We start from the raw sequence: 19944 nt of genomic DNA on the forward strand, positions 1-19944 counted from the left end.
GCGGAGCCGGCGCGGCAGGCGCATGTCATGACGTTTACCAGCGGTAAGGGCGGCGTGGGCAAGACGTGTTTGACCGCCAACATCGCGGCGGCGATGGCGTCGCGCGGCGCCAAGGTCTGCATATTCGATGCCGATACCGGACTTGCCAACATCAATATTCTGTTGGGTCTACGTCCCGAGTTTACGCTGGAACACGTGCTGCGCGGCGAAAAAACCATCAACGAGGTGGTCGTCACGACCGCCGGCGGCATCGCCGTGGTGCCGGGGGCGTCCGGCATCGCCGCCTGCGCGAATCTCGGCGCCGGCGAAGCGCGCAGGCTGTTGGACGCCTTGACGGCCCTGGAAAGCCGGTACGACTACATTCTGATCGATTCCGCCGCCGGCGTCGCCGAACCTGTCTTGCAATTCGTCGAGGCCGCCCCAACGGCGTTTTTGGTGATCACCGCCGAGCCGACCTCGCTGACCGATGCCTTTTCCCTGCTGAAACTGTTGAACGCCAGGCATTACCCCGGCCAGTTGAAAGTGATCGTCAATCAAGCCGCCGACTACGCCGCCGCGATGGAAACCTATCGGCGCTTCGCCGCCGTGGTCGAAAAATACCTGAGCTTGCGCGCGGACTATGGCGGCTACGTCGCGCGCGACGAAAACCTGCCGCGTTCGGTGACGCTGCAATCGCCCATTGTCGAACTCATCAGCCAGTCGCCGGCCAGCCGCTGTCTGACCGCGCTGGCCGACAACATCGTCAAATGCATCGGCGGCGAGTCGCCGCAAACCGGATTAAGCGATTATTGGCGCGGGGCCTTGATGGAAAGCCAGGTCCCGGCGGATGCGATCGGATTTGCTGTGCCCGCCGAGCCCGCCAACTCCAAGCTTGGCGATCGCGAACAGGCCGAAGCGGCCTTATTGCGCGGCATCGCCGAATTCGTCGAGCGCCACGGCGAGTTTCCGCAAGCCTTCAAGCAACTGTTTTTTCGCTGGCTGGAAACTGAAAACCACGCCGCTCCCCGCCTGATCGAATTAGTGACGACCCTGGAAGCGCTGTACACCGCCCGTTACCGCGAGCCGATGTTCGGCTTGGAAAGCAACGCCGCCCGGCTGGTTGCGCAAACCGGCGGCGCCGAGGATCAATTGCGCGGCCTGATTCGCCAATTGCGCGACGCTTACCGACAGGCGCACGCAAGCGACGTAATCGATCTTGAACAGGAACTATCCGCCACGATAGGCCGCGACGACTTCACCGAGGAACGCTTCGAGGCGTTGGCGATACGCATGCGCGCGGCGTTTCAAGTGCGTTTCAACAAGCCTTACCAAAGTCAAAGCGAGTTGTTGCTGGAATCCACCGCCGAGGCGCTGGCGGCGATGGCTGGTCAAGAACAGGCCTTGCAAACCGAATTCGCCTCGTTGTCCCAGCGAATGCGGCAACTCACCTCGCGGCGCGAAGCATTGTTGACCGCCATCGAACACGCCCGAGAGCAGCAACTAACCATTGCCCGCCAAAGCCCTATCGACGGCTGATACCAGCCGGTCATCGCGGGCCGAGCGGGTCTGACCGCGGCGCCGACTCGTATCGCAGCCGGTCGGAGCGCCCGAGGGCTTGAAATCGGCGCTGTGCGGGCAGTATTCAGTTCGGGCCGAGCTCGCCGAAGTTCACTGATGCACCCTTCGACAAGCGCTCATGAAACAGCTTTTTCTGCTTACAACAATCAAGTGCTTACAACAGGGCAAACAAACTAAAAATCGCGTCAAACAGCGACTGTTTCACGGTAACGCCCTGCGCCCGAAGGGGGCTTGCTTTGCGCAGGGCGAACGGTATTTAAGCGCCAGGTGAATCATCCGAAAACCGATGGACGCGCATCGGTCTTGGCATCGCGTGTTTCCAGCGTTCCGTGACGTGCTTCCACGCTTCCGTGTCGTGTTTCCAGCGTTCCGTGATGTGCTTCCAGGGTTCCGTGTCGTGCTTCCAGAGTTCCGTGACGTGTTTCCGCTCTGGAAACGCGTGCTTCAGCCGTTCCGTGAAACCCGAATTGCTGCAAGCCACGCGGGCCGAGGCTTGCAGCGCTTTGCCCCCTGCGTTGGAAACGCGCGCCGGAAAGGTTCGGGGGAGCTACCCCATTGCTAGGGGACTTTACCGCGCGATTTCGGTAGCCGCATCGCGGATTTTGGACGTTGCGGCTTTCAGAGCCTGGCTAGCATTAGGACATGTCGAATAACGATCAACCGTTTCGGTCGGCGTTGGCCTGGGAGTTTGAAATCGCCCCGATTAATTCGGTTGACCCAAACCTTAGTCGGGAGCTTACTCGGTGCTGGCGGGGTTTTAGCCGCCGGCTTTCCGGCGCTGATTGCGCCAGTTAAGCCGGCCGCGCGCGAAAGGCCATCGATGCCGATAAATAGGCATCGCGGGATGGCTGATTGCAGCTTATTGCGGTCTGCCGGCTAAACTGATTCAATGGCCGCGCTTTGATGGTAAACGGGCAAGCAAGCGGCTATAGGTGATATACGGACGAGAAAATTCATAGCGAATCAACGAGGTGGTCCGTCGAAGATCATTTTCGGTAGATATACGGAACCATCTAATTACTAGTTAGCAATCTCATGTTGTTGCGCTCAATTTTCTTATTCCTGACTACTCTATTTCTATTAGAGGGCTGTATGCCATTACCGCACATACGTCAGCTTAAACCAGAGCTAAATGGCACATTAAACTCCCGTGGATCGCCATTGAGTGGTACACGCATTCAATTTTGTGCCAAAGGGCTTGTTCCTGAAAATTGTGAGCAGTTCAAGGAAACAATCACTGACGAACAGGGCTTCTTTCACTTTAATGGGGAAAGTGAGCTAGAGTTTTTTGCGTGGCTGATAGGAGACCCCTTGTATGCCTATGGAATTAAAGTTTCGTATGACAGCAGGGAGCTGGAGTGGTCGGATGGCGGAATTGGCTATTCGCCTGATCATGTGATTCTGCACTGTGAAATTACCGAGCAACTCTTATGTACCAGCGAACTGTAAAAATTGCTAACCCGGCGCTCAAGGTGACGCTCCGCTTCGCTACGCGCCCCTTAGCTGGGCGTTAGGCGTCGCTAGCTGGCGGTTCATCCAGCATTTAACAAAGAAACACAAAACCCATGTTCAAAGGCATCTTGATTGAAAAAGACGAAGCAGGCTACCGCGCCTCTCTGACCGACCTCGACGAAGCAGGATTGCCCGAGGGCGATGTGACGGTGCGGGTGAGCCATTCGACACTCAACTACAAGGATGCGCTGGCCATCACAGGCAGGGGGCCGGTGGTACGCAAGTTTCCGATGGTGCCCGGCATTGATCTGGCCGGGACGGTGGAGCACTCGACTCATCCCGATTACAAAACCGGCGAGGCGGTGATTCTGAATGGCTGGGGAGTAGGCGAAACGCACTGGGGCGGCCTCGCGCAGAAGGCGCGCATGAACGGCAACTGGCTCGTGCCGCTGCCGGAACAGTTCACGCCGCAACAGGCGATGGCCATCGGCACCGCAGGTTACACCGCGATGCTTTGCGTGCTGACGCTGGAGCGGCACGGCGTCACCCCCGCGCACGGAGAGATTCTCGTGACCGGTGCGGCCGGCGGCGTGGGGAGCATAGCCATGGCGATTCTGAGTCGGCTTGGCTTCAATGTCGTCGCCGTGAGTGGCAGACCATCGGAAGCGGATTACCTCAAGAGCTTGGGCGCGGTGGAGGTGCTGGACCGGGCGATGTTCGCGGCACCCGGCAAACCCCTGGGCAAGGAGCGATGGGCCGGTGCGGTGGATGTTGTGGGCAGCCACACGCTCGCGAACGTCTGCGCGACCACCAAATACCGAGGCGTCGTCACGGCCTGTGGGCTGGCGGGCGGCATGGATTTTCCTGCCACCGTCGCGCCATTCATCCTGCGTGGCGTGACGCTGGCAGGCATAGACAGCGTGATGTGTCCCCGGCGTGAGCGACTGGAAGCGTGGCGACGCTTAGGGAGCGATCTCGATATCTCGAAGCTGACCGCGATCAGCAAAGAAGTCGGCCTGAGCGAAGTGATGCCCCTCGCTGGGCAGCTTCTCAATGGTGAGGTTCGGGGACGTGTGGTCGTGGACGTAAACGGCTAGCCACAATGACTGCTACGCCTAACGAATAAGGTTAGCCCGCGTAGGGCGCAATAACCAACGGGCATTGCGCCGCATTTGATACACAGAATTGATAATAAAGAAATGGATTACCGTCGAATTTGGCATCCTGGTGGAACCTATTTCTTTACTATCAACTTATTACAAAGGAAAGACAACGATTTGTTGATTCGCCATGTTCAAACGCTACGAGAATTGGTCAAGACGGTGAAAGCAAACCATCCGTTTGAAATTCACGGTCGGGTCGTTTTACCTGAACATATGCACTGCGTTATAGAATTACCGGCAAACGATTCGGATTATGCTACACGGATACGTTTAATAAAAATTGGATTTTCAAAAGCCTTGCCGAAAATCGAGCGGAGATCGCGGCGAGAATAAACAGAGGCGAACGCGGGATATGGCAGCGGCGCTATTGGGAGCACCTGATACGGGATGAAGCCGATTTTCAGGCACATCTAAATTATATTCACTTCAATCCGGTGAAACATGGCTGGGTAAAACAAGTTAAAGATTGGCCCTATTCAACCTTTCACCGCTGGGTGAAACGGGGCGTTTATCCATTAAATTGGGCAGGTACCGACGGCGATTTATATGAGTTCGAACAATATAAAGTAATGAGGCGCAATGCCTGTTGGTTATTGCGCCTTACGGTCTTGAAAATGTATTTGCGCGATTGAAACATTTGAGATCCATCGCGCGCGATATGACAAATTGAAACGCAATTTTGAAAGCTTCGTCGCTTGGGCCTGCGCTTTTATTTGGTTACTCATGTAAAACGGCAACAGCCCCTACACGAAAATGCCTAAAATGAAATTAAATATGCCTGTCTGTCCCATCAAAATTCAGGGCAGGTTGGGGCTTTACGCCTTTGTTGCGATGAATTGCCTAATAACAGCCTGTGCCGGCCCTAGGCAAACATACGCATTCCGATCACCCCAACAGTTTCATCGGAGCTACGATGAAACCTGGGAAAAACTCAAACAACTTCCTGTTCCTAGTTCCAAGGATGTGAAAGTACGCGTTGATAAAGATCAGACGGAAGGCGCGATCTTTGTTTCTAACTATGTCGATGACTCTAAGGTTGCGGACTGCGGCTTCGCATTGAGAAATCGGTCGCTGGATTTAGGCGAGGTGGTTGTCAGGGTGAAAAAGCTAAATTCCGGCTCGGAAGTCAGCGTGGAGACTGCTTTTGGCATTACAAAACAGGCCGCCTATGATGTTAATGCCAGCCCGGCAACGCTAATGCCCAATGCCTATGGCGGCTACACCGTTAGTCCGGCTACTTCCGGCGGGCATGTTAACGCGACGTATCATTACTGTCGATCAACGGGAGCTATCGAAGCGATGATTCTGAATTCATTAAAAGAGCCTATGTAGGGTAACCGTAAGGATTCGTGCGCAATTGAGCCCGCGTAGGGCGCAATGCCCGTTGGTTATTGCGCCCTACGGCCTTGCAGCTTATTGCGGTCTGCCGGCTAAACTGATTCAATGGCCGCGCTTTGATTGCAATCGGGCAAGCAAGCGCCTATAGGCGATATACGGAAGAGAACGTTTTCGGGGATCAATGAGTTGGTGCGTCGAAGATTATTTTTGGTAGATATACTGAAACTACTTAATTACAAGTTAGACTGCGCTATACCTACGATATAATCTATGACAAAACCAATAATTTTCTTCGATGAATCGCATAATACGGGAGCGCATTTATTAGATGCTAATCAACCGATCTTTACACTTGCCTCTGTAGATTACAATTCAGATGAATGCTCAGAGCTTTTGCTCTTGGTTTTATCGCATCAAGCTTCCGAAGGTAAATTTAGCAGTCTCCAGGGCAGTGAAGCAGGCCGTAGAAAAATATTAGACTTCATTAGATCGCCAATACACTCTGAAAAACGCGTGAAAACCATGATTGTGCATAAGCATTTCAATGTAGTCACTCAACTTGTTGACATCATAGAAGCAACGCTTATGCGTTGGGATGGAATCGATATTTATAAAAATAGCGGTAATATTGTGTTAGCGAATTTGCATTGGTATTCAGCGCCGCATTTTTTCGGAGAACAGAAATTCAATGACTTTCTGACCAATTTTGTTGAAATGGTCAGAAATAAATCCAGCGAATCCAAAAGGAAATTTTTCGATGTTGCTAATGTGCTATACCATAACTGCACAGATGGAAAATATAAATCCATGCTTGCTCCTTACATTTATGCGGAGCGTTTTATAGATGATATTCTCAATGGCATTGACAATAAATATCATATTGATCCCGCGATATTTTCATTCTTTTGTCATCTAACCGAATGGGGAAAACAGTTAGATGAAGCACCAATCGTTATCTATGATGAATCAAAACCAATTAAAGCGTCGCAACCCATATTTATGAAAATGATGGATAGTTCGATCCCACCTAAGGAAGTGGGGTATGGTCAGAGGAAATTTATGGTCCCTTTAAATATTAAGGAATTGCATTCTGGAAATTCGAAACAATATGCTGCTCTTCAAGTTGCCGACCTAATGGCAGGGGCAACACGATATTATTATTCGGCATTCTTTCGTAATACAAATGATCAATTTGCGGATAAACTTAAAGATGCCGGAATTGAACGCTTCCTATTTGGAGCTATTGCGCCGCAGGATTTGGAACACTTGACATCAGATGATTTGATAACTAGCGATAATGATATAAATCCAGCTGATTACATGACGAAATTCTGTTCATAAAATCCAAGCCTTAAAGTCCCGTCCAAGGAGTTGTCATGAACGACGAACCCGTTACTACACCACCCGCTGAGCTTCTCCCTGTGCAGATTGAGAGATTAGATAGTCGCTTGAAGCAAATCGAGAAGATCGCCGAAACAGTTGAGTCAATTGCAGAGAATGGCTTTGAAGCTGCCACGAAGTATCTTGAAAGCAAAGCTGAGAAAGAGCGCAAGGAAGCAGAAGCCGCAGACGCGCAGCACCAAAGAGAAATCGAGTTTCAAGACAAGTTGCATAAGCGGTCAGTTGCTGTGCTGTCGCTCATTGTTTTTGCTGTATTCACGCTTGTAGTTATTGCCATGATCATGGGGCAGTTTGAGCTGGTGAAAATCATTCTGGGCTCGACCTTAGCTGTTGCAGGCGGTGCTGGTATCGCTGGCATCTTCAAGGGGAATAGCAAATAGCAAATAGCAAATAGCAAGTTTAAACGTAATCGAGGTCTCCAACCCCTCAATTCCGTTAACGCTACGTCAACGCTGTTGTCGGTTGGCGGATTCCGTCGCGGCGGCGTAACATGGGGCGTTGTTTCCGTTGCAAAATTGCCGATGACCGAGATTCCACCGCTTACGACGCCGGACCTTGAAGAACTGGAGGTGCTGCGCGCCATCGTCGAAGGGACTGCCCATCAGGCCGGCGGCGAGTTTTTCCGGTCTTTGGTGCGCAATTTGAGCCGGGCCACCGGCGTGGCTGGGGCGTTTGTCGCGGAATTTTTACCGGACCGGCGGCGGGTGCGGGCTTTGGCGTTCTGGCAAGACGCCGCTTGGTTGGAGGACGTCGAGTGGGACTTGCCCGGCACGCCGTGCGAGGACGTGTTGAGCGGCCGCTTGTGCCATTATCCGTCCGGCGTGTCGCAGCGCTTTCCGGCCGAGCCGGACGTGGAAAGTTATTTGGGCGTGCCTTTGCGCGACCAGACCTCCGGCGACATTCTCGGCCATCTGGCGGTGTTCGATGGTCGGGCCATGCCCGAGCAACCCAGGCTGCTGTACACCTTTCAAATTTTCGCGGCCCGTGCCGCCGCCGAATTGAGTAGGTTACGCGCGGCCGAGCAGCTAATGCAAAGCGAACAGCGCTTTCGCGATTTGTTCGACGAGGCACCGATCGCCTACGTGCACGAAGACCTGCAATCGCGTTTTTTGCGCGCCAACCGCACCGCGCTGCGGATACTCGGCGTGCCGGCGGCGTTGGTGCCGGGTTTCGTCGGCCGTTCCCTGGTACCGGCCTTGCCCGAGGCTCAGCGCCGGGTTGAAGCAGCATTCGCCGGGATAGGTCGGGGCGGCGATAGCGCTGGTGTGGTGTTGGAACTGCGCCGCTACGACGACGGCCGGCCGATCTGGATTCAATGGTGGTCGCGGCCGGACGCCGGCGGCTTGTTTACTCGAACTATGTTCGTCGATATTACCGAGCAAGTGCTGATGGAGCGGCGCCAGGCCAAATTGCAAGCGCAAAACCGCTATTTGCAGGACGAGATCAAGGCCGACCACGACTTCGATCTGATCGTCGGCGACAGCCCGCCGTTGCGGGCCTTGCTGCAACAAGTACGCAAGGTGGCGGCGACCGACGCGTCGGTGCTGATTCAAGGCGAATCCGGCACCGGCAAGGAATTGATCGCCCGCGCGATCCATTCGGCCAGTCCGCGCCGGGAGCAGCCGTTGATCAAGGTCAATTGCGCGGCCTTGCCGGCCGGGTTAATCGAAAGCGAATTGTTCGGCCACGAAAAGGGCGCCTTTACCGGCGCCTTGCACAAGCGGGTCGGCCGCTTCGAGTTGGCCGACGGCGGCAGCTTGTTTCTCGACGAAATCGGCGAAATCTCGGCCGAAACGCAGGTCAAGCTGCTGCGGGTACTTCAGGAACGCGAGTTCGAGCGGGTCGGCGGCCAGAAGCCGATCAAGGTCGACGTGCGGATTATCGCGGCGACCAACCGCGATTTGCGCCGGGAAGTTACCGAAAAGCGGTTTCGGGAAGATTTGTTTTATCGGCTGAACGTGTTTCCGCTGCAAACCCCGCCGTTGCGCGAGCGCGCTAGCGACATTCCGGCTCTGGCGACCTTCATGGCCGGCAAGTTCGCCGCCAAGTTGGGCAGGCGCATCGACGGCATCCAACCGCCCGCGTTGCAGCGCTTGCTGGCCTACCCGTGGCCCGGCAATATCCGCGAGTTGGAGAACGTCATCGAGCGGGCAACCATTCTAGCCGACGGGCCTTGGTTGGACATCGCGCCGGAGTTGCTGCCGCAAGTGTCGAGCGAACCGCTCGGCGCGCCGGCGACCTTGAGCGAAGTGACCCGCGAACACATCGTCGCCACGTTGGAGCAAACCGGCTGGGTTGTCGAAGGCCCCAACGGCGCCGCCGCCAAGTTGGACATGAAGCCCAGCACTTTGCGCTACCGGATGAAGAAACTGGGGATTGCCCAATGAACTTTCGCCGGTCTGGCGGGTTGAAATAGGGTTCGGTGCCGACGCGCGCCGCTTTTGCACAGTACGACAGGAATCATGAAACCAGCCAAATTAACGTTTTTCGCCATCGCCGCTTCGGCCGTCGCTCCGTTAGCGGGACCGGCCCGAGCCGAATTGACTACTCACCCGTTCGATCAAGCGCCGATCACTCAAGTCCAGCCGGCCGATGCTGCCGAACCGGCCGAGACGCCCGCCACCGATGCCGCACCGGCACCGGTAGCGCCAACCGAGCCGACGCCGAGCCCAAACCCGCCGGCCTTCAGCTTTACCGATCAGTTCGGCAAGCAGAAATACAGCACCTGCAGCATGACCTACCATTTATCCGGCTTCTCGCTGGGCTACAAGCAATACGACGGCTTGGGCGAAGTGACCTGCCGCAACGGCCAGAAGGCGCAAGTGGTGCTATCGTCGAAAAGCATCGGCTTTACGATTGGTAAGTCCGATATCGAAGGCGAAGGCCATTTCACGGACGTCAAGGACATCGGTGAAATCTACGGTAACTACATTTCGTTGGGCAACCATTTCGGTTTTATCAATTCGATAGACCGGCAAATTCTGACTCGCGGCGAAATTTCGTTGGCACTGATCGGCAAGGGGCGCGGCTTCGACATCGGTGTTACGATCGGCGATTTGACGATTCGCCGGCGTTGATCCTCGGTCTTCGAGCCCTTGCGGCTCGGCGAGGCCTTCCCAGCATTGGCGGTTGTTTCAGGCCGCTCCGACGCATTTCCGGTCGGCGACGTTTACATTCCCGCAAGTTGTACCAAACTAACGGTCATGAAAAGATCTTCGTCGCGGAAAATGGATAGCTGGGCGTAGGAACGGCTTCAGCCGCGATCGAAAGCGCTCAGACATGAAAAAAGCGTGCTGGAGGCTTAAGCCAGCGTGTTCCGATCGTGAGCCGGCTCCGCCGTAGGTCCACGTCATCAGCCGGGCGGATGCCGAGCGTCCGCGCCGGGTGAACAAGCTAGACTAACCGCCGCGGCTCGCCATCGTCGATTTCGGGCCATTGGCCCGGCGTCGCGGGGCGGCGCTCGAACCAAGACCTTCGTATCCGCATTAGACTCAGGGGAGCGTCACCGTGGATAAGCGCAGTCAGCCATGGGGGGGGAACGGCGCGGACTTGCCAATGGCTAGTCTGTCGGCGTCGACCGGTGTATCGCGTTCCGCCGTTGCCGCCGAACGACGCGAACGGGTGAGACTGTTGTTCGAGAATCTGCCGTTCTCGCTGACCATCAGCGGTTTGCTGGCCTGTATATTGGCGGCGGTATTGGCGACGGAAATCCGCAATGCCCGGTTGTTCGACTGGTTTGCGGTGTTGGCCGCCGTGTTGCTGGCCAGAACCTTACTGCTGTTGGTGTGGCGGCGCCGGCCCGATGCCGGTATCGACCCGGCCGGCGTCGAAGCTTGGTTGTTCTGGTTTCGGTTCGGCACTATCGCCGCCGGTATGGTCTGGGGCGTCGGCGGTTTGCTGCTGGCGCCGGTTGGCGACATCAGCCATGAAATTTACGTGTCCTTCGCGTTGGGCGGCTTATGCGCCGGTGCCGCCGCCACGTTGGCGGTCGATAGCTTTTCGGTGGTCGGATTTTTATTGACGGTGTTGGTGCCGCAAATCGTGTTTCTGGCAATGCAGCGCGATGCCATTTCGCAGGGCATGAGTGCGATGGAAACCTTGTTCCTGATTTTCCTGTTAGCCAGTTCCCGGCAATCGAGTCGGCAGCTGGCGGAAAACTTTCGCTTGCGGATGCAGGCGACCGACAACGAGCAGCGCTTTCGGCAGATGCTGGAGAGCAGTCCGGTCGCGACTTGCATCGAGGACACCGCCAACGGTCGGGTGATGTTTGCCAATAATAGTTATGCCTTGTTGATCGATACCACCCCGGAGCGGGCTATCGGCGCGTTTACCGCCAGTTATTACGCTAGTCCAGATGCGTACGCGGCGGTGTTGGAGCGCCTGGGCAATGGCGAACAGGTCACCAATCAACTGGTGGAGTTGCATGCCCCGCGCGGCAGCGCTTGGGTTAAATGGACGCTGGCGTCGTATTTTCCGGTGGAATACCAGGGCAAGCCGGCGTTATTGATCTGGTTTTACGATATTACAGACCGTAAGATCGCCGAAGACAGAAATCAGCACTTGGCCTATCACGATGCGCTGACCGGCTTGCCCAACCGTTCGCTATTCCGCGATCGAGTGCAACACGCCATCGCTAGCGCCGAACGGGAGCGGAGCCGGCTGGCCCTGATGTTTGTCGATCTGGATCGCTTCAAACCGGTCAACGACACCTACGGCCACGGCGTTGGCGATCAGTTGCTTAAACTCGTCGCCGAACGGCTCTACCGGTGTTTGCGCAAGTCGGACTCGCCGGCCCGGCTCGGCGGCGACGAGTTCGTCGTGCTGCTGCCGGCGATCAAGACCGAGCGGAACGCGTTGGAGATCGCCGAAAAAATCCGCCATGAAATGAGTGTGCCGTTCGAAATCGACGGTTTGACGCTGGAAATTTCCGCCAGCATCGGCGTGGCGATCTACCCTGACCATGCCGACAACGCGCAGCGCTTGGTGGATTGCGCGGATTTGGCGATGTATTACGCCAAAGCCGAAGGCCGCAATCGGGTACGCACCTATCAAGCGAATCTGCGCGATGTCAATGTCTGACGCGGGTCCGCGGCAGCCACGCGTGAGCAGTAAGCGTTCGCTCGCGCGGCCGGCGGTTGGCGATCGGGACTGAGCGATTCTTGCCGCGCCGGGTTGGAGGCTTCGGTGCGGCAAAACGCGCGAACGGTCGACCGGGTTTGAACTGCTTTATAATGCGGCTCTTCACGCACTGGCCATTGACGGCGCCGCCATGAAAAAAATTATCCAGAAAATTTCCGCCGCGATTGCCGAGTCGACCCTGTCGGAAAAAGCCAGGGCGCACTATGCCGAGGGACGCTACAAGGAAGCCGGCGATCTGTTCAAGGAGTTGTTAAAACAGTCGGGCGATGCCGAGACCAAACGCTATTTGGCCGATTGCTATTTGCAACGGGCTTGGGGGATGGCGGCCAAGGCCATGTTCAAGGAAGCTTGCGTACTTTGGGAAAATTATGCCGCCCATGCTGACGCGCCGCCGCAAGCGCAAGACGTTTATGTGTTGTGGCTGTTGGCCGGCAAAAACCAGCGCAAGGCCTACGCCCTATTGGATGGGTTGAACGCTCGGCAGTTGGACGAAGAGTTTCCGGTGCTTTCGGCATATCTGGGGATGCTGCTGGTCTCCGGGGATACGGAGTTGGTGCCGCATTTGCCCCACGATTGCGCATTGCTCAAGCATTGGCAATGGGTCAGCGAAGCGCTGGCGGCGTATCGCAACGGCGAGCGAGAGGGCTGCGAGCAGGCCTTGAAACCATTGCCGTTTCGTTCGGCGTTTCGCGATTTGCGCAGCTTGCTGAAAGCGCAACTGCTGGAGGGCGCGGATTTCGAACCAGCTTCGGCCCTGTTAGCCAAAATTCCCGACGAATCGCCTTATCAAGCGCTGGTTAAGGCTTGTGTGGCGTATCGGCAATCTGGCGCGGATTTCGTCGCCAGCGTGTCGGCGCTGGAGCACAATCAACGCCGCATCGTTGCTCAGGCCAAAGGTCTTAATGCCCGCCAGAGCCAATTATTGGAAGCGCTGGTCAAACTCAACGGCCAGCCCGACGCCAAGGCGCGCTTCAATCTGGTCCTGCAATATCGCGACGTATTCGGCGACGATGCCGCGCAAGCCTATTGCCTGGGAGCGCTGGCCGAGTATCCGGGCGGCGAGAAGGACTACTTCAAACACTTTGCCGGCAAGGATTCGTTCGAGGAAAACCGTTTGCAAGCCTTGTTGCACGAACAAGCCGGAAACGACTACGACGCTGGCTTTTTCTGGGACCGCTGCATCGATATTCTAAAAAAAGACCGGCCGGCCAATGACCGCAAAATCGCGTTGATCCTTAGGCACATGGCCGACAAGGCCTATCCCGACGAAGCGGCGGCCATGTTGGCCGACAGCTTGGTATACGATCCCGACGACCGACAAAGCTACCTGAACCTTCTGACGATTTATCAGGAACACCGGCCGGACCCGGCTCAGTACGCGCACTGGCTGGAACGCGGTCTGCAACGTTTTCCCGCCGATACCGATTTACTGGTGCGGGCGGCCAAATCCGCCGCAGCCAGAAAAGCCTTCAAGAAGGCGGCGGCTTACGCCAAGGCCTTGTTGAAGATCGATCCGGTCAATACCTTGGCCAAACACTTGTTGTTCGCCAATCACATGGCTCACGCCCGTCGTTTGATCAAAACCGAGAAATTTCATTTAGTGGAGAAGGAAATTCAAGCGGCCGAACAGTTGACCATCGACAAAAGCCTGCGCCGCCAGGCCGATTTGTTGCGCGGTTTTTATTTCTGGGTTGCCGAAGACAAAACCCAGGGCTTGCAACGCATCGTCGATACCTTGGCAAGTCTGCATGACGATCCGATCAACATGCATTTTCAAGCGCAAATCGAAGCCGGTTTGTTGGAACTGCCGACGCAGGCGCTTAGCCGCGCGCTGCCCCCTCTAAAGGACTATCTGCTGTCCGCCCCGCAATTGCAGCGCTTGATCGCGTCGATAGGCTATTACGACGAGCAATTGGACGACAACACCTTGTTGTTCAAGGTTCTGGATAAAATCAAGGCGCCGCTGAAAAAGTCGCTGGAATGGTTGTTGGAACATGAAGCGGAATTATTGGCTTGGTGCCAGTCTTTGGAGACGATCGGCCATTACGAACTATTGAAGCACGCTGCCAAGGCGGGCCATGCCCGTTGGCCTAAGCCGGCCTGGCTATATTACCGGACGCTGGCCGAATGCCAAGGCGATGCCAGCCACTTGGATTTCATGAGTTTATATCGTTTGAATACCGCGTTGGAAGACGCGCGGGCGGATAACGACAACAGGACCGCCGGGTTGATCGAGCGCCTGCTCGAACGGGCCAGCGGGGGCGTCGAGCTATTGCCGTCGGCGGATAACATCGAGGATTTCGACCGGCCGCCGCTTAGCGACGATCCGATAGAAGATTTGTTCGGCCACGTTCCAGATGCCGTGTTCAAGCGTATCGAAAAGAAAATCGAGGAGCTGGTGCGCAAGCGCGGTCCCGAGCAGTTCGTCGCCCAAATCATGCGTCAATACGGTAACGGCCGCGATGAGCAAAGCCTGGCGATCTTGTTCATGAATCAAGACTTCCTATGGTGTGTGACGATATTCGCCGCCGCCGAGGAACTGAAAATCGAGATCGGCGTCGGTTTCGACGACATCGTTGCTCGCTTCATTCACGATTCTCCGCAGTATTCGCTGCCTTTCAATTAAGAGCTTATGATTTCACCCTACCAAATGCTGGGCGTGTCCGAACAGGCCGCCGACGCCGACATCAAACAAGCCTATTTGCAAAGGGTCAAGGACAATCCGCCCGACCGCGATGCCGCGCGCTTTCGGCAAATTCAGGAGGCTTTCGAAGCGATTAAGGACCAAGACTGCCGCTTGCGCCACGCCTTGTTTCATGTGCCGCATGTCGATTTCGACGCGTTACTGATGCAAGCCTTCGGCCAACCGCGCATTGGCGGGACTATGGCTACGGACGATTTCTTAAAACTATTGAGCACGCTGTCCATCGAAAAATCGCTCGCTGAATTGACTAAAACGCCATCATGACCACAGATACCCCGCAAGACGAATTGCTGGCAGCCTTGCATCAGTATCTTCAGGAAACCGACTTCGCCCATCTGACCGCAATCGAGCAACCGGATTTGACCGCGCTGTTCAGCGATTTGGCCGGCCTGAAAACCGAAGTCAAGGCCGAGTCGCGGCAATTCAAAGCCACGCTGGACAGCTTGAGCGATGCCGTCGAAACCCTGAAGGCCGACAATCGAGCCCTGGCGGACGAACTGGCGAAAGCCAACGAACGCCTAGAACAACAACGCCGTGGGGTTGAGCGAGCGATGTTGCTGGAATGGCTGGATATTTACGACCGGCTCGATGCCGGCCATCGGGCTTTGCAAAACTATCGGCCGGTCGATGGCTTGTTCCGGCATTCCAAAAAACAGGACGTAGGTTTCATCGCCAGCGTTGGCGAAGGCCAGGAAATTACGCTGAAGCGTCTGGAACAAATGCTGCAGCGCCGCCGGGTGTTTGCGATCGATTGCGTCGGCCAGCCCTTCGACGCGCGGACCATGACGACGGTCGCCATCGGCAACGATCCCTCGCAGGCAAACGCCGTCGTGCTGGAAGAACTGCGCAAGGGCTTTTTACTCGAAGATCAAGTGTTGCGTTTGGCGGAAGTCAAAGTCAATAAACTTTAAGCATTCAGGGAACACATATGAACGACATCATCATCGGTATCGATCTAGGGACCACGAACTCGGAAGTGGCGATTGTCGAAAACGGCAAGGTCACGGTGATCGCCGACAACGGCAGCAAGATTTTTCCGTCTTTCGTCGGGCTAGACGATAACGGCGACATTCTGGTCGGCGCCAGCGCCCGCAATCAATACCTGATTTACCCGGAGCGCACCGTTAAATCGATCAAACGCTTGATGGGCCAGGACGCGCGAGTCACGATGGCCGGTCAGGCTTACACGCCGCAGGAAATCTCCGCGATCATCCTGAAGCGTTTGAAGGCGATTGCCGAGGCCTATGTCGGCCGGCCTATCGTCAAGGCGGTGATTACCGTACCGGCCTATTTTTCCGACGCCCAGCGCCAGGCCACCCGCGAAGCCGGGGAAATCGCAGGGCTGGAGGTGGTGCGGATGATCAACGAGCCGACCGCCGCCGCGCTGGTTTACGGTGCCGGCCAGCTCGACGCCAAGCGTATGCTGGTGTACGACTTGGGCGGCGGCACCTTCGACGTGTCGGTGGTCAACGTGCAGAGCGGCGTGGTCGAAGTGCTGGCCAGCCATGGCGACAATCACCTGGGCGGCGACGATTTCGACCAACTGATCGTCGATCGCGTTTTGGCGCATATCCGCGAGCAGTACGGCATCGAAGTCGAGCCGCACGGCAAGGCGATGGCGCGCATCGTGCGGGCGGCGGAACAGGCGAAACTGCGCTTGTCCGACGAGCCGTTTGCGACGATAGAGGAAGAATATTTGCTGGAGCGCCAAGGCACACCGCTGCATTTGACGATGGAATTGGCGCGTGCGGAATACGAAGACCTGATCGCCGACCACATCAACGCCACGCTGGACGCGACCCATATCGCGCTGAAGGGCGCCAAATTGATCGCCTCCGACATCGACGAAATCATCCTGGTCGGCGGTTCGACGCGCACACCGTGCATACGCGAGCGCCTGTTCGACGAATTCGGTTTCGAGCCGCACGGCGAAGTCGATCCCGACCTGTGCGTGGCGATGGGGGCGGCAATGCAGGCGGCGATGATTAACGGCGAGGACATCGGTACGGTCTTGGTCGACGTGACGCCGTACAGCTTCGGCACTTGTGCGGTCGGCTATCTGGACGGCATGCCCTATCCGTATCAGTACGTACCCATCGTGCATAAAAATAGCGTGTTGCCGGTGCGCAAGTCCGAGGCTTTCGAGACCTATCACGACAATCAGCGCGAAGTGAACGTGCGGATTTTTCAAGGCGAGGACCCGGATGCGCTGAACAACGTCGAAATCGGCGAGTTTTTGGTCGAAGGTTTGTTGGACGTGCCGGCCGGCAACGTCATCACCTTGACGCTGGACCTGGATTTGAACGGCATCTTGCATGTTTCGGCACGGGAAAAAGCCTCCGGCAAGGAAAAAGCCATCACGATCAACAATGCGATTTCCCGCTTCGATAGCGGCGAACTGGGCAGCGCCAAACAGCGCATCGACGGTTTGTTCGGCGAAACCGCCGGCGAAGCGGGGGCGTCGGAAAGCCCGGCCGTGGCGGCCGCGCGTCAAGCGATCAAGAAAGCCGAATCCTTGTTCGAAACCGTCTCCGCCGAAGACAAGGAAGACATGGTCGATCTGATCGAAGCCATCTCGACTTGTCTGGAAAACGGCGACGAGGCCGGGCTGCGCGAGCCGGTCGAACGTTTGAACGACATCATCTACTACCTGGAATCGTGATACAGCGCTGTCCGGCCTGCAATGCCCGGCTCGGAACGGCCTCGGCGTGCCCGCGTTGCGGCGTCGAATTACGGCAAATCCTGGGTTGCGAAAGCTTGGCCGAACAATGGCTTAGCGTCGCGATGCAAAGTCTCGCGGCCGGTCTGCCGGCCGTCGCGGTGCCGGCGCTGTTACGTTCGTTGAGTTTTAAGCAAACGCCGCCGGCCAAACTGTTGCACGGTTTTTTGATCCGGCAGCTGTACCGGGCGCTTTATGAAGAATTAGGCCGGCAGCGTTGGCCGGAGGCGCGCGCGACTCTGTGTCTGTTACACGATCTTCAAGGCGGCAACGATGCCTTAAGTCGGTTTGGCGAGATGATCGACCAGTTGGCGGGCGCGGTGGATACGCCGCCGCCTCCGTCGTTCAAATCGGAAAACCCAAGTACCAATCGATCAGAAATAAGCTAAAGAACACGATTTCCGGAATCCAAGTGCCGTCAATGCTTGTAAGTCTCGGTTGTGAGTCGATGCGCTTGGCTGGCTTTAGAATTTTCATGACGATCTCCGCTGCATGTTGGGTGTTGCTTGGCGCGTTGGGTTAGCCTTAGGCCGGGTTCACTCCAAAACGATCGGCTTTTGGCGCTTAACAGGAATGGATGCGCCAGCAATCAGTGAATCCGCGACTCAGTCGCGCGGATACACTATAGCCCTCGGTATAGCGATACCGCAATCCGGTTTTTCTAGCGCTCGCCGGCGCCTGATTATTGCTTTTGCAACAAATAGCCGGAATAGGCGATCAGCTCCCGGCCATCCATTTTGACGACGCGCAGGGTGTCGCCCATGCCGCGGCCCAGACCGTGGGTAATGGCCTGCTCGTCGTCGATGGGTTTGAGCGCCCAAGTCTGTTTTTCAATGTCGAAGCTGGGTAGCGCGTATTCCAACACCAGAAAACCGTTGCGTTCCCGCAAGGCGCAGTGTTCCGGAACGATCGCGTCGCCGTCGGCTAGATTGACGATACGGTAATCGCCCAAGCGCTGCCGCCAAGCCGCCGGGATCGCGGTCGGGACGATTTTTTCGCCGATCGGAACGGTCTGGCCTTCGGTATGAGCCAGCAATACCCGGCGGCCGGCAATCTCCTTCAGCGACAGACCGACCTCGGCCAGTTCCTCCGGTTGGATCGGAATAAAGCCCAGCAGCCAATAGCGAATACCAAATCGGCCGTCCGGGCGGACCACGATGTCCAGCGGGTTGCCGTTCAAATCGGCGGAAATGCCGTCACCGGTATTCGAAGCATCGACGTAGCCCAACATCGTCGCGTAATGGCCGCCGAATTGGCTTTGTTCCGCCGCGTTCGGCGCGCGGGTTTCGATAGCCGGTGTTTCGGTTTCACGGAAGGCTTGGCCGGTTTTGATCGCGACCGCCAGTTTCAGCGCGGTGTTGTTGATCTTCTGCAAGGCTTGGTTGGGCGAGTTGCTGAGCACGACGACGCCGATTTTGTGGTCGGTAGCCAAGCTCAACAGGCTGAATTGATACAGCGTCGCGCCGCCGTGTTCGGCAATCGGCCCGATGTTTAAGTTGTCCCGCAACATCCAGCCCAGACCGACCTTTAGGCCGGCATCGAGCGGCACATCGGCGTTTTGCGGTTTCAGCATGGCCGCGACGGTTTGCGGTTTCAATAGCTGGCGGCCGTCGGACGCGCCGCCGGCAAACACCATCGTCATGAAGCGGCTCAGGTCCAACACACTAGCATTCAAGCCGCCGGCCGGCATGTCGCGTAGCGGCGCTTCGGGTTTTTCGTCGCCGAACCGGTAGGATTTCGACGCCAGTTCGCCTTCAAGTCCCGGCGCGAATCGAGCGGTGCGCATGCCCAGCGGTTTGAGTAATTGCTGATCGGCATAGACGCTGAACGGCGTGGCGCTGACCGTTTCCAGCATCGTGCCCAGCAAGGTCACGCCGAGATTGGAATACGAAAATACCGTGTTGGCCGGATTGCTGACGTATTCGGATTTGAGTTGCTCGACCAATTGTCCGAACGGCCGAGGGTGTTGCGTCCACATGCCGTTGACGAGGTCGCCGGGCAATCCGGAATGATGGCTCATGATGTTGCGCGGCGTGATCGCGGCGGTATCGGCAAACCGCGATTTGATCGAAAAGTTCGGCAAATAACGCTGTAGAGCTCGGTCGATATCCAGTTTGCCTTGCTCGGCCAATTGCATCACCAAGGTATCGGTAAACAACTTGGAAATCGAGCCGACTCTATAAACGGTCTCGGCCGATGCCGGCACGTCGCGGTGCTTATCGGCGTAACCAAAGCCTTGCGACCACACCACTTGCTGGTCATCCACAATGGCGATACTCAAGCCTTCGATGGCTTGTTTGTCCATTTGGGTTTCGATCAGCCAACTCAAATAGGTCTGCAGATAGCGGTAATCGCCGGGTTGCCAAGTCTCCCGCCGGGGCGGTGGTCCGCCCGCGCAAGCGGACAGCACGATCAACAAGCCGAGAAATACGGGAATTCGGGACTTCATGGTTGAGGTTTGCTCCATTAAA

15 protein-coding genes and 1 pseudogene are annotated in these 19944 nt (G+C 56.5%); 15 read left to right on the forward strand and 1 reads right to left on the reverse strand.

Features of this window, described 5'->3' with window-relative positions; genetic code table 11:
- Positions 1-27: 27 nt before the first annotated feature.
- The 15 genes and pseudogenes from BJL95_RS12205 (at position 28) to BJL95_RS12275 (ending at position 17862) form a co-directional block, all read left to right on the forward strand.
- Entirely contained in the window at positions 28-1515 is a 1488-nt protein-coding gene (locus BJL95_RS12205) for a MinD/ParA family protein (RefSeq protein ID WP_175463707.1), read from the forward strand.
- Between the two features lie 1134 nt (positions 1516-2649).
- Complete coding sequence (locus tag BJL95_RS12210) at positions 2650-3006, forward strand: hypothetical protein (RefSeq protein ID WP_139306238.1); 357 nt, start codon at positions 2650-2652, stop codon at positions 3004-3006.
- 116 nt (positions 3007-3122) lie between these two features.
- Positions 3123-4106, forward strand: coding sequence for an MDR family oxidoreductase (locus tag BJL95_RS12215; RefSeq protein ID WP_071158278.1), 984 nt, complete (start codon positions 3123-3125; stop codon positions 4104-4106).
- Positions 4107-4779: 673 nt separating this feature from the next.
- Positions 4780-4901: pseudogene (locus BJL95_RS23935) on the forward strand (IS5/IS1182 family transposase); the annotation flags it as partial.
- Positions 4902-4934: 33 nt separating this feature from the next.
- Positions 4935-5504: a hypothetical protein gene (locus tag BJL95_RS12225; RefSeq protein WP_139306239.1), complete on the forward strand. Its 570-nt coding sequence runs from the start codon at positions 4935-4937 to the stop codon at positions 5502-5504.
- Between the two features lie 276 nt (positions 5505-5780).
- Positions 5781-6851 carry a DUF3800 domain-containing protein gene (locus tag BJL95_RS12230; protein ID WP_071158284.1) on the forward strand — a complete coding sequence of 357 codons (1071 nt, stop codon included), beginning with the start codon at positions 5781-5783 and terminating at the stop codon, positions 6849-6851.
- Between the two features lie 35 nt (positions 6852-6886).
- Entirely contained in the window at positions 6887-7291 is a 405-nt protein-coding gene (locus BJL95_RS12235) for a hypothetical protein (protein WP_071158286.1), read from the forward strand.
- Positions 7292-7432: 141 nt separating this feature from the next.
- Complete coding sequence (locus BJL95_RS12240) at positions 7433-9298, forward strand: sigma 54-interacting transcriptional regulator (protein WP_071158288.1); 1866 nt, start codon at positions 7433-7435, stop codon at positions 9296-9298.
- Positions 9299-9373: 75 nt separating this feature from the next.
- A complete protein-coding gene (locus BJL95_RS12245) occupies positions 9374-9988 on the forward strand; it encodes a hypothetical protein (protein ID WP_071158290.1) in 615 nt (204 codons plus the stop codon).
- Between the two features lie 478 nt (positions 9989-10466).
- The gene (locus tag BJL95_RS12250; RefSeq protein ID WP_254786786.1) at positions 10467-11990 is read left to right on the forward strand and encodes a sensor domain-containing diguanylate cyclase; all 1524 of its coding nucleotides are present in this window, start codon (positions 10467-10469) and stop codon (positions 11988-11990) included.
- A gap of 190 nt (positions 11991-12180) precedes the next feature.
- Entirely contained in the window at positions 12181-14676 is a 2496-nt protein-coding gene (locus BJL95_RS12255) for a hypothetical protein (RefSeq protein ID WP_071158294.1), read from the forward strand.
- A gap of 6 nt (positions 14677-14682) precedes the next feature.
- Entirely contained in the window at positions 14683-15018 is a 336-nt protein-coding gene (locus BJL95_RS12260) for a J domain-containing protein (RefSeq protein WP_071158300.1), read from the forward strand.
- The gene (locus tag BJL95_RS12265; RefSeq protein WP_071158302.1) at positions 15015-15665 is read left to right on the forward strand and encodes a nucleotide exchange factor GrpE; all 651 of its coding nucleotides are present in this window, start codon (positions 15015-15017) and stop codon (positions 15663-15665) included. Before BJL95_RS12260 ends, BJL95_RS12265 begins: the two co-directional genes overlap by 4 nt.
- A gap of 17 nt (positions 15666-15682) precedes the next feature.
- Positions 15683-17416: an Hsp70 family protein gene (locus BJL95_RS12270; RefSeq protein ID WP_071158304.1), complete on the forward strand. Its 1734-nt coding sequence runs from the start codon at positions 15683-15685 to the stop codon at positions 17414-17416.
- Complete coding sequence (locus BJL95_RS12275; protein WP_083385964.1) at positions 17413-17862, forward strand: hypothetical protein; 450 nt, start codon at positions 17413-17415, stop codon at positions 17860-17862. The genes BJL95_RS12270 and BJL95_RS12275 overlap by 4 nt, the downstream gene beginning before the upstream one ends.
- Positions 17863-18155: 293 nt before the next feature.
- Here the strand turns inward: BJL95_RS12275 and BJL95_RS12280 are convergent, their stop codons facing one another.
- Positions 18156-19922 carry a serine hydrolase gene (locus BJL95_RS12280; RefSeq protein WP_071158306.1) on the reverse strand — a complete coding sequence of 589 codons (1767 nt, stop codon included), beginning with the start codon at positions 19920-19922 and terminating at the stop codon, positions 18156-18158.
- Positions 19923-19944 lie beyond the last annotated feature (22 nt).

Source organism: Methylomonas sp. LWB, from assembly GCF_001856095.1.
Classification (GTDB): Bacteria; Pseudomonadota; Gammaproteobacteria; order Methylococcales; family Methylomonadaceae; genus Methylomonas; species Methylomonas koyamae_A.

Excerpts from the sequence above, each read along its gene's own strand:
- BJL95_RS12205 (WP_175463707.1), top strand. The coding sequence starts at position 28 with ATGACGTTTACCAGCGGTAAGGGCGGCGTGGGCAAGACGTGTTTGACC.
- BJL95_RS12210 (WP_139306238.1), top strand. The coding sequence starts at position 2,650 with ATGCCATTACCGCACATACGTCAGCTTAAACCAGAGCTAAATGGCACA.
- BJL95_RS12215 (WP_071158278.1), top strand. The coding sequence starts at position 3,123 with ATGTTCAAAGGCATCTTGATTGAAAAAGACGAAGCAGGCTACCGCGCC.
- BJL95_RS12225 (WP_139306239.1), top strand. The coding sequence starts at position 4,935 with ATGAAATTAAATATGCCTGTCTGTCCCATCAAAATTCAGGGCAGGTTG.
- BJL95_RS12230 (WP_071158284.1), top strand. The coding sequence starts at position 5,781 with ATGACAAAACCAATAATTTTCTTCGATGAATCGCATAATACGGGAGCG.
- BJL95_RS12235 (WP_071158286.1), top strand. The coding sequence starts at position 6,887 with ATGAACGACGAACCCGTTACTACACCACCCGCTGAGCTTCTCCCTGTG.
- BJL95_RS12240 (WP_071158288.1), top strand. The coding sequence starts at position 7,433 with ATGACCGAGATTCCACCGCTTACGACGCCGGACCTTGAAGAACTGGAG.
- BJL95_RS12245 (WP_071158290.1), top strand. The coding sequence starts at position 9,374 with ATGAAACCAGCCAAATTAACGTTTTTCGCCATCGCCGCTTCGGCCGTC.
- BJL95_RS12250 (WP_254786786.1), top strand. The coding sequence starts at position 10,467 with ATGGCTAGTCTGTCGGCGTCGACCGGTGTATCGCGTTCCGCCGTTGCC.
- BJL95_RS12255 (WP_071158294.1), top strand. The coding sequence starts at position 12,181 with ATGAAAAAAATTATCCAGAAAATTTCCGCCGCGATTGCCGAGTCGACC.
- BJL95_RS12260 (WP_071158300.1), top strand. The coding sequence starts at position 14,683 with ATGATTTCACCCTACCAAATGCTGGGCGTGTCCGAACAGGCCGCCGAC.
- BJL95_RS12265 (WP_071158302.1), top strand. The coding sequence starts at position 15,015 with ATGACCACAGATACCCCGCAAGACGAATTGCTGGCAGCCTTGCATCAG.
- BJL95_RS12270 (WP_071158304.1), top strand. The coding sequence starts at position 15,683 with ATGAACGACATCATCATCGGTATCGATCTAGGGACCACGAACTCGGAA.
- BJL95_RS12280 (WP_071158306.1), bottom strand. The coding sequence starts at position 19,922 with ATGAAGTCCCGAATTCCCGTATTTCTCGGCTTGTTGATCGTGCTGTCC.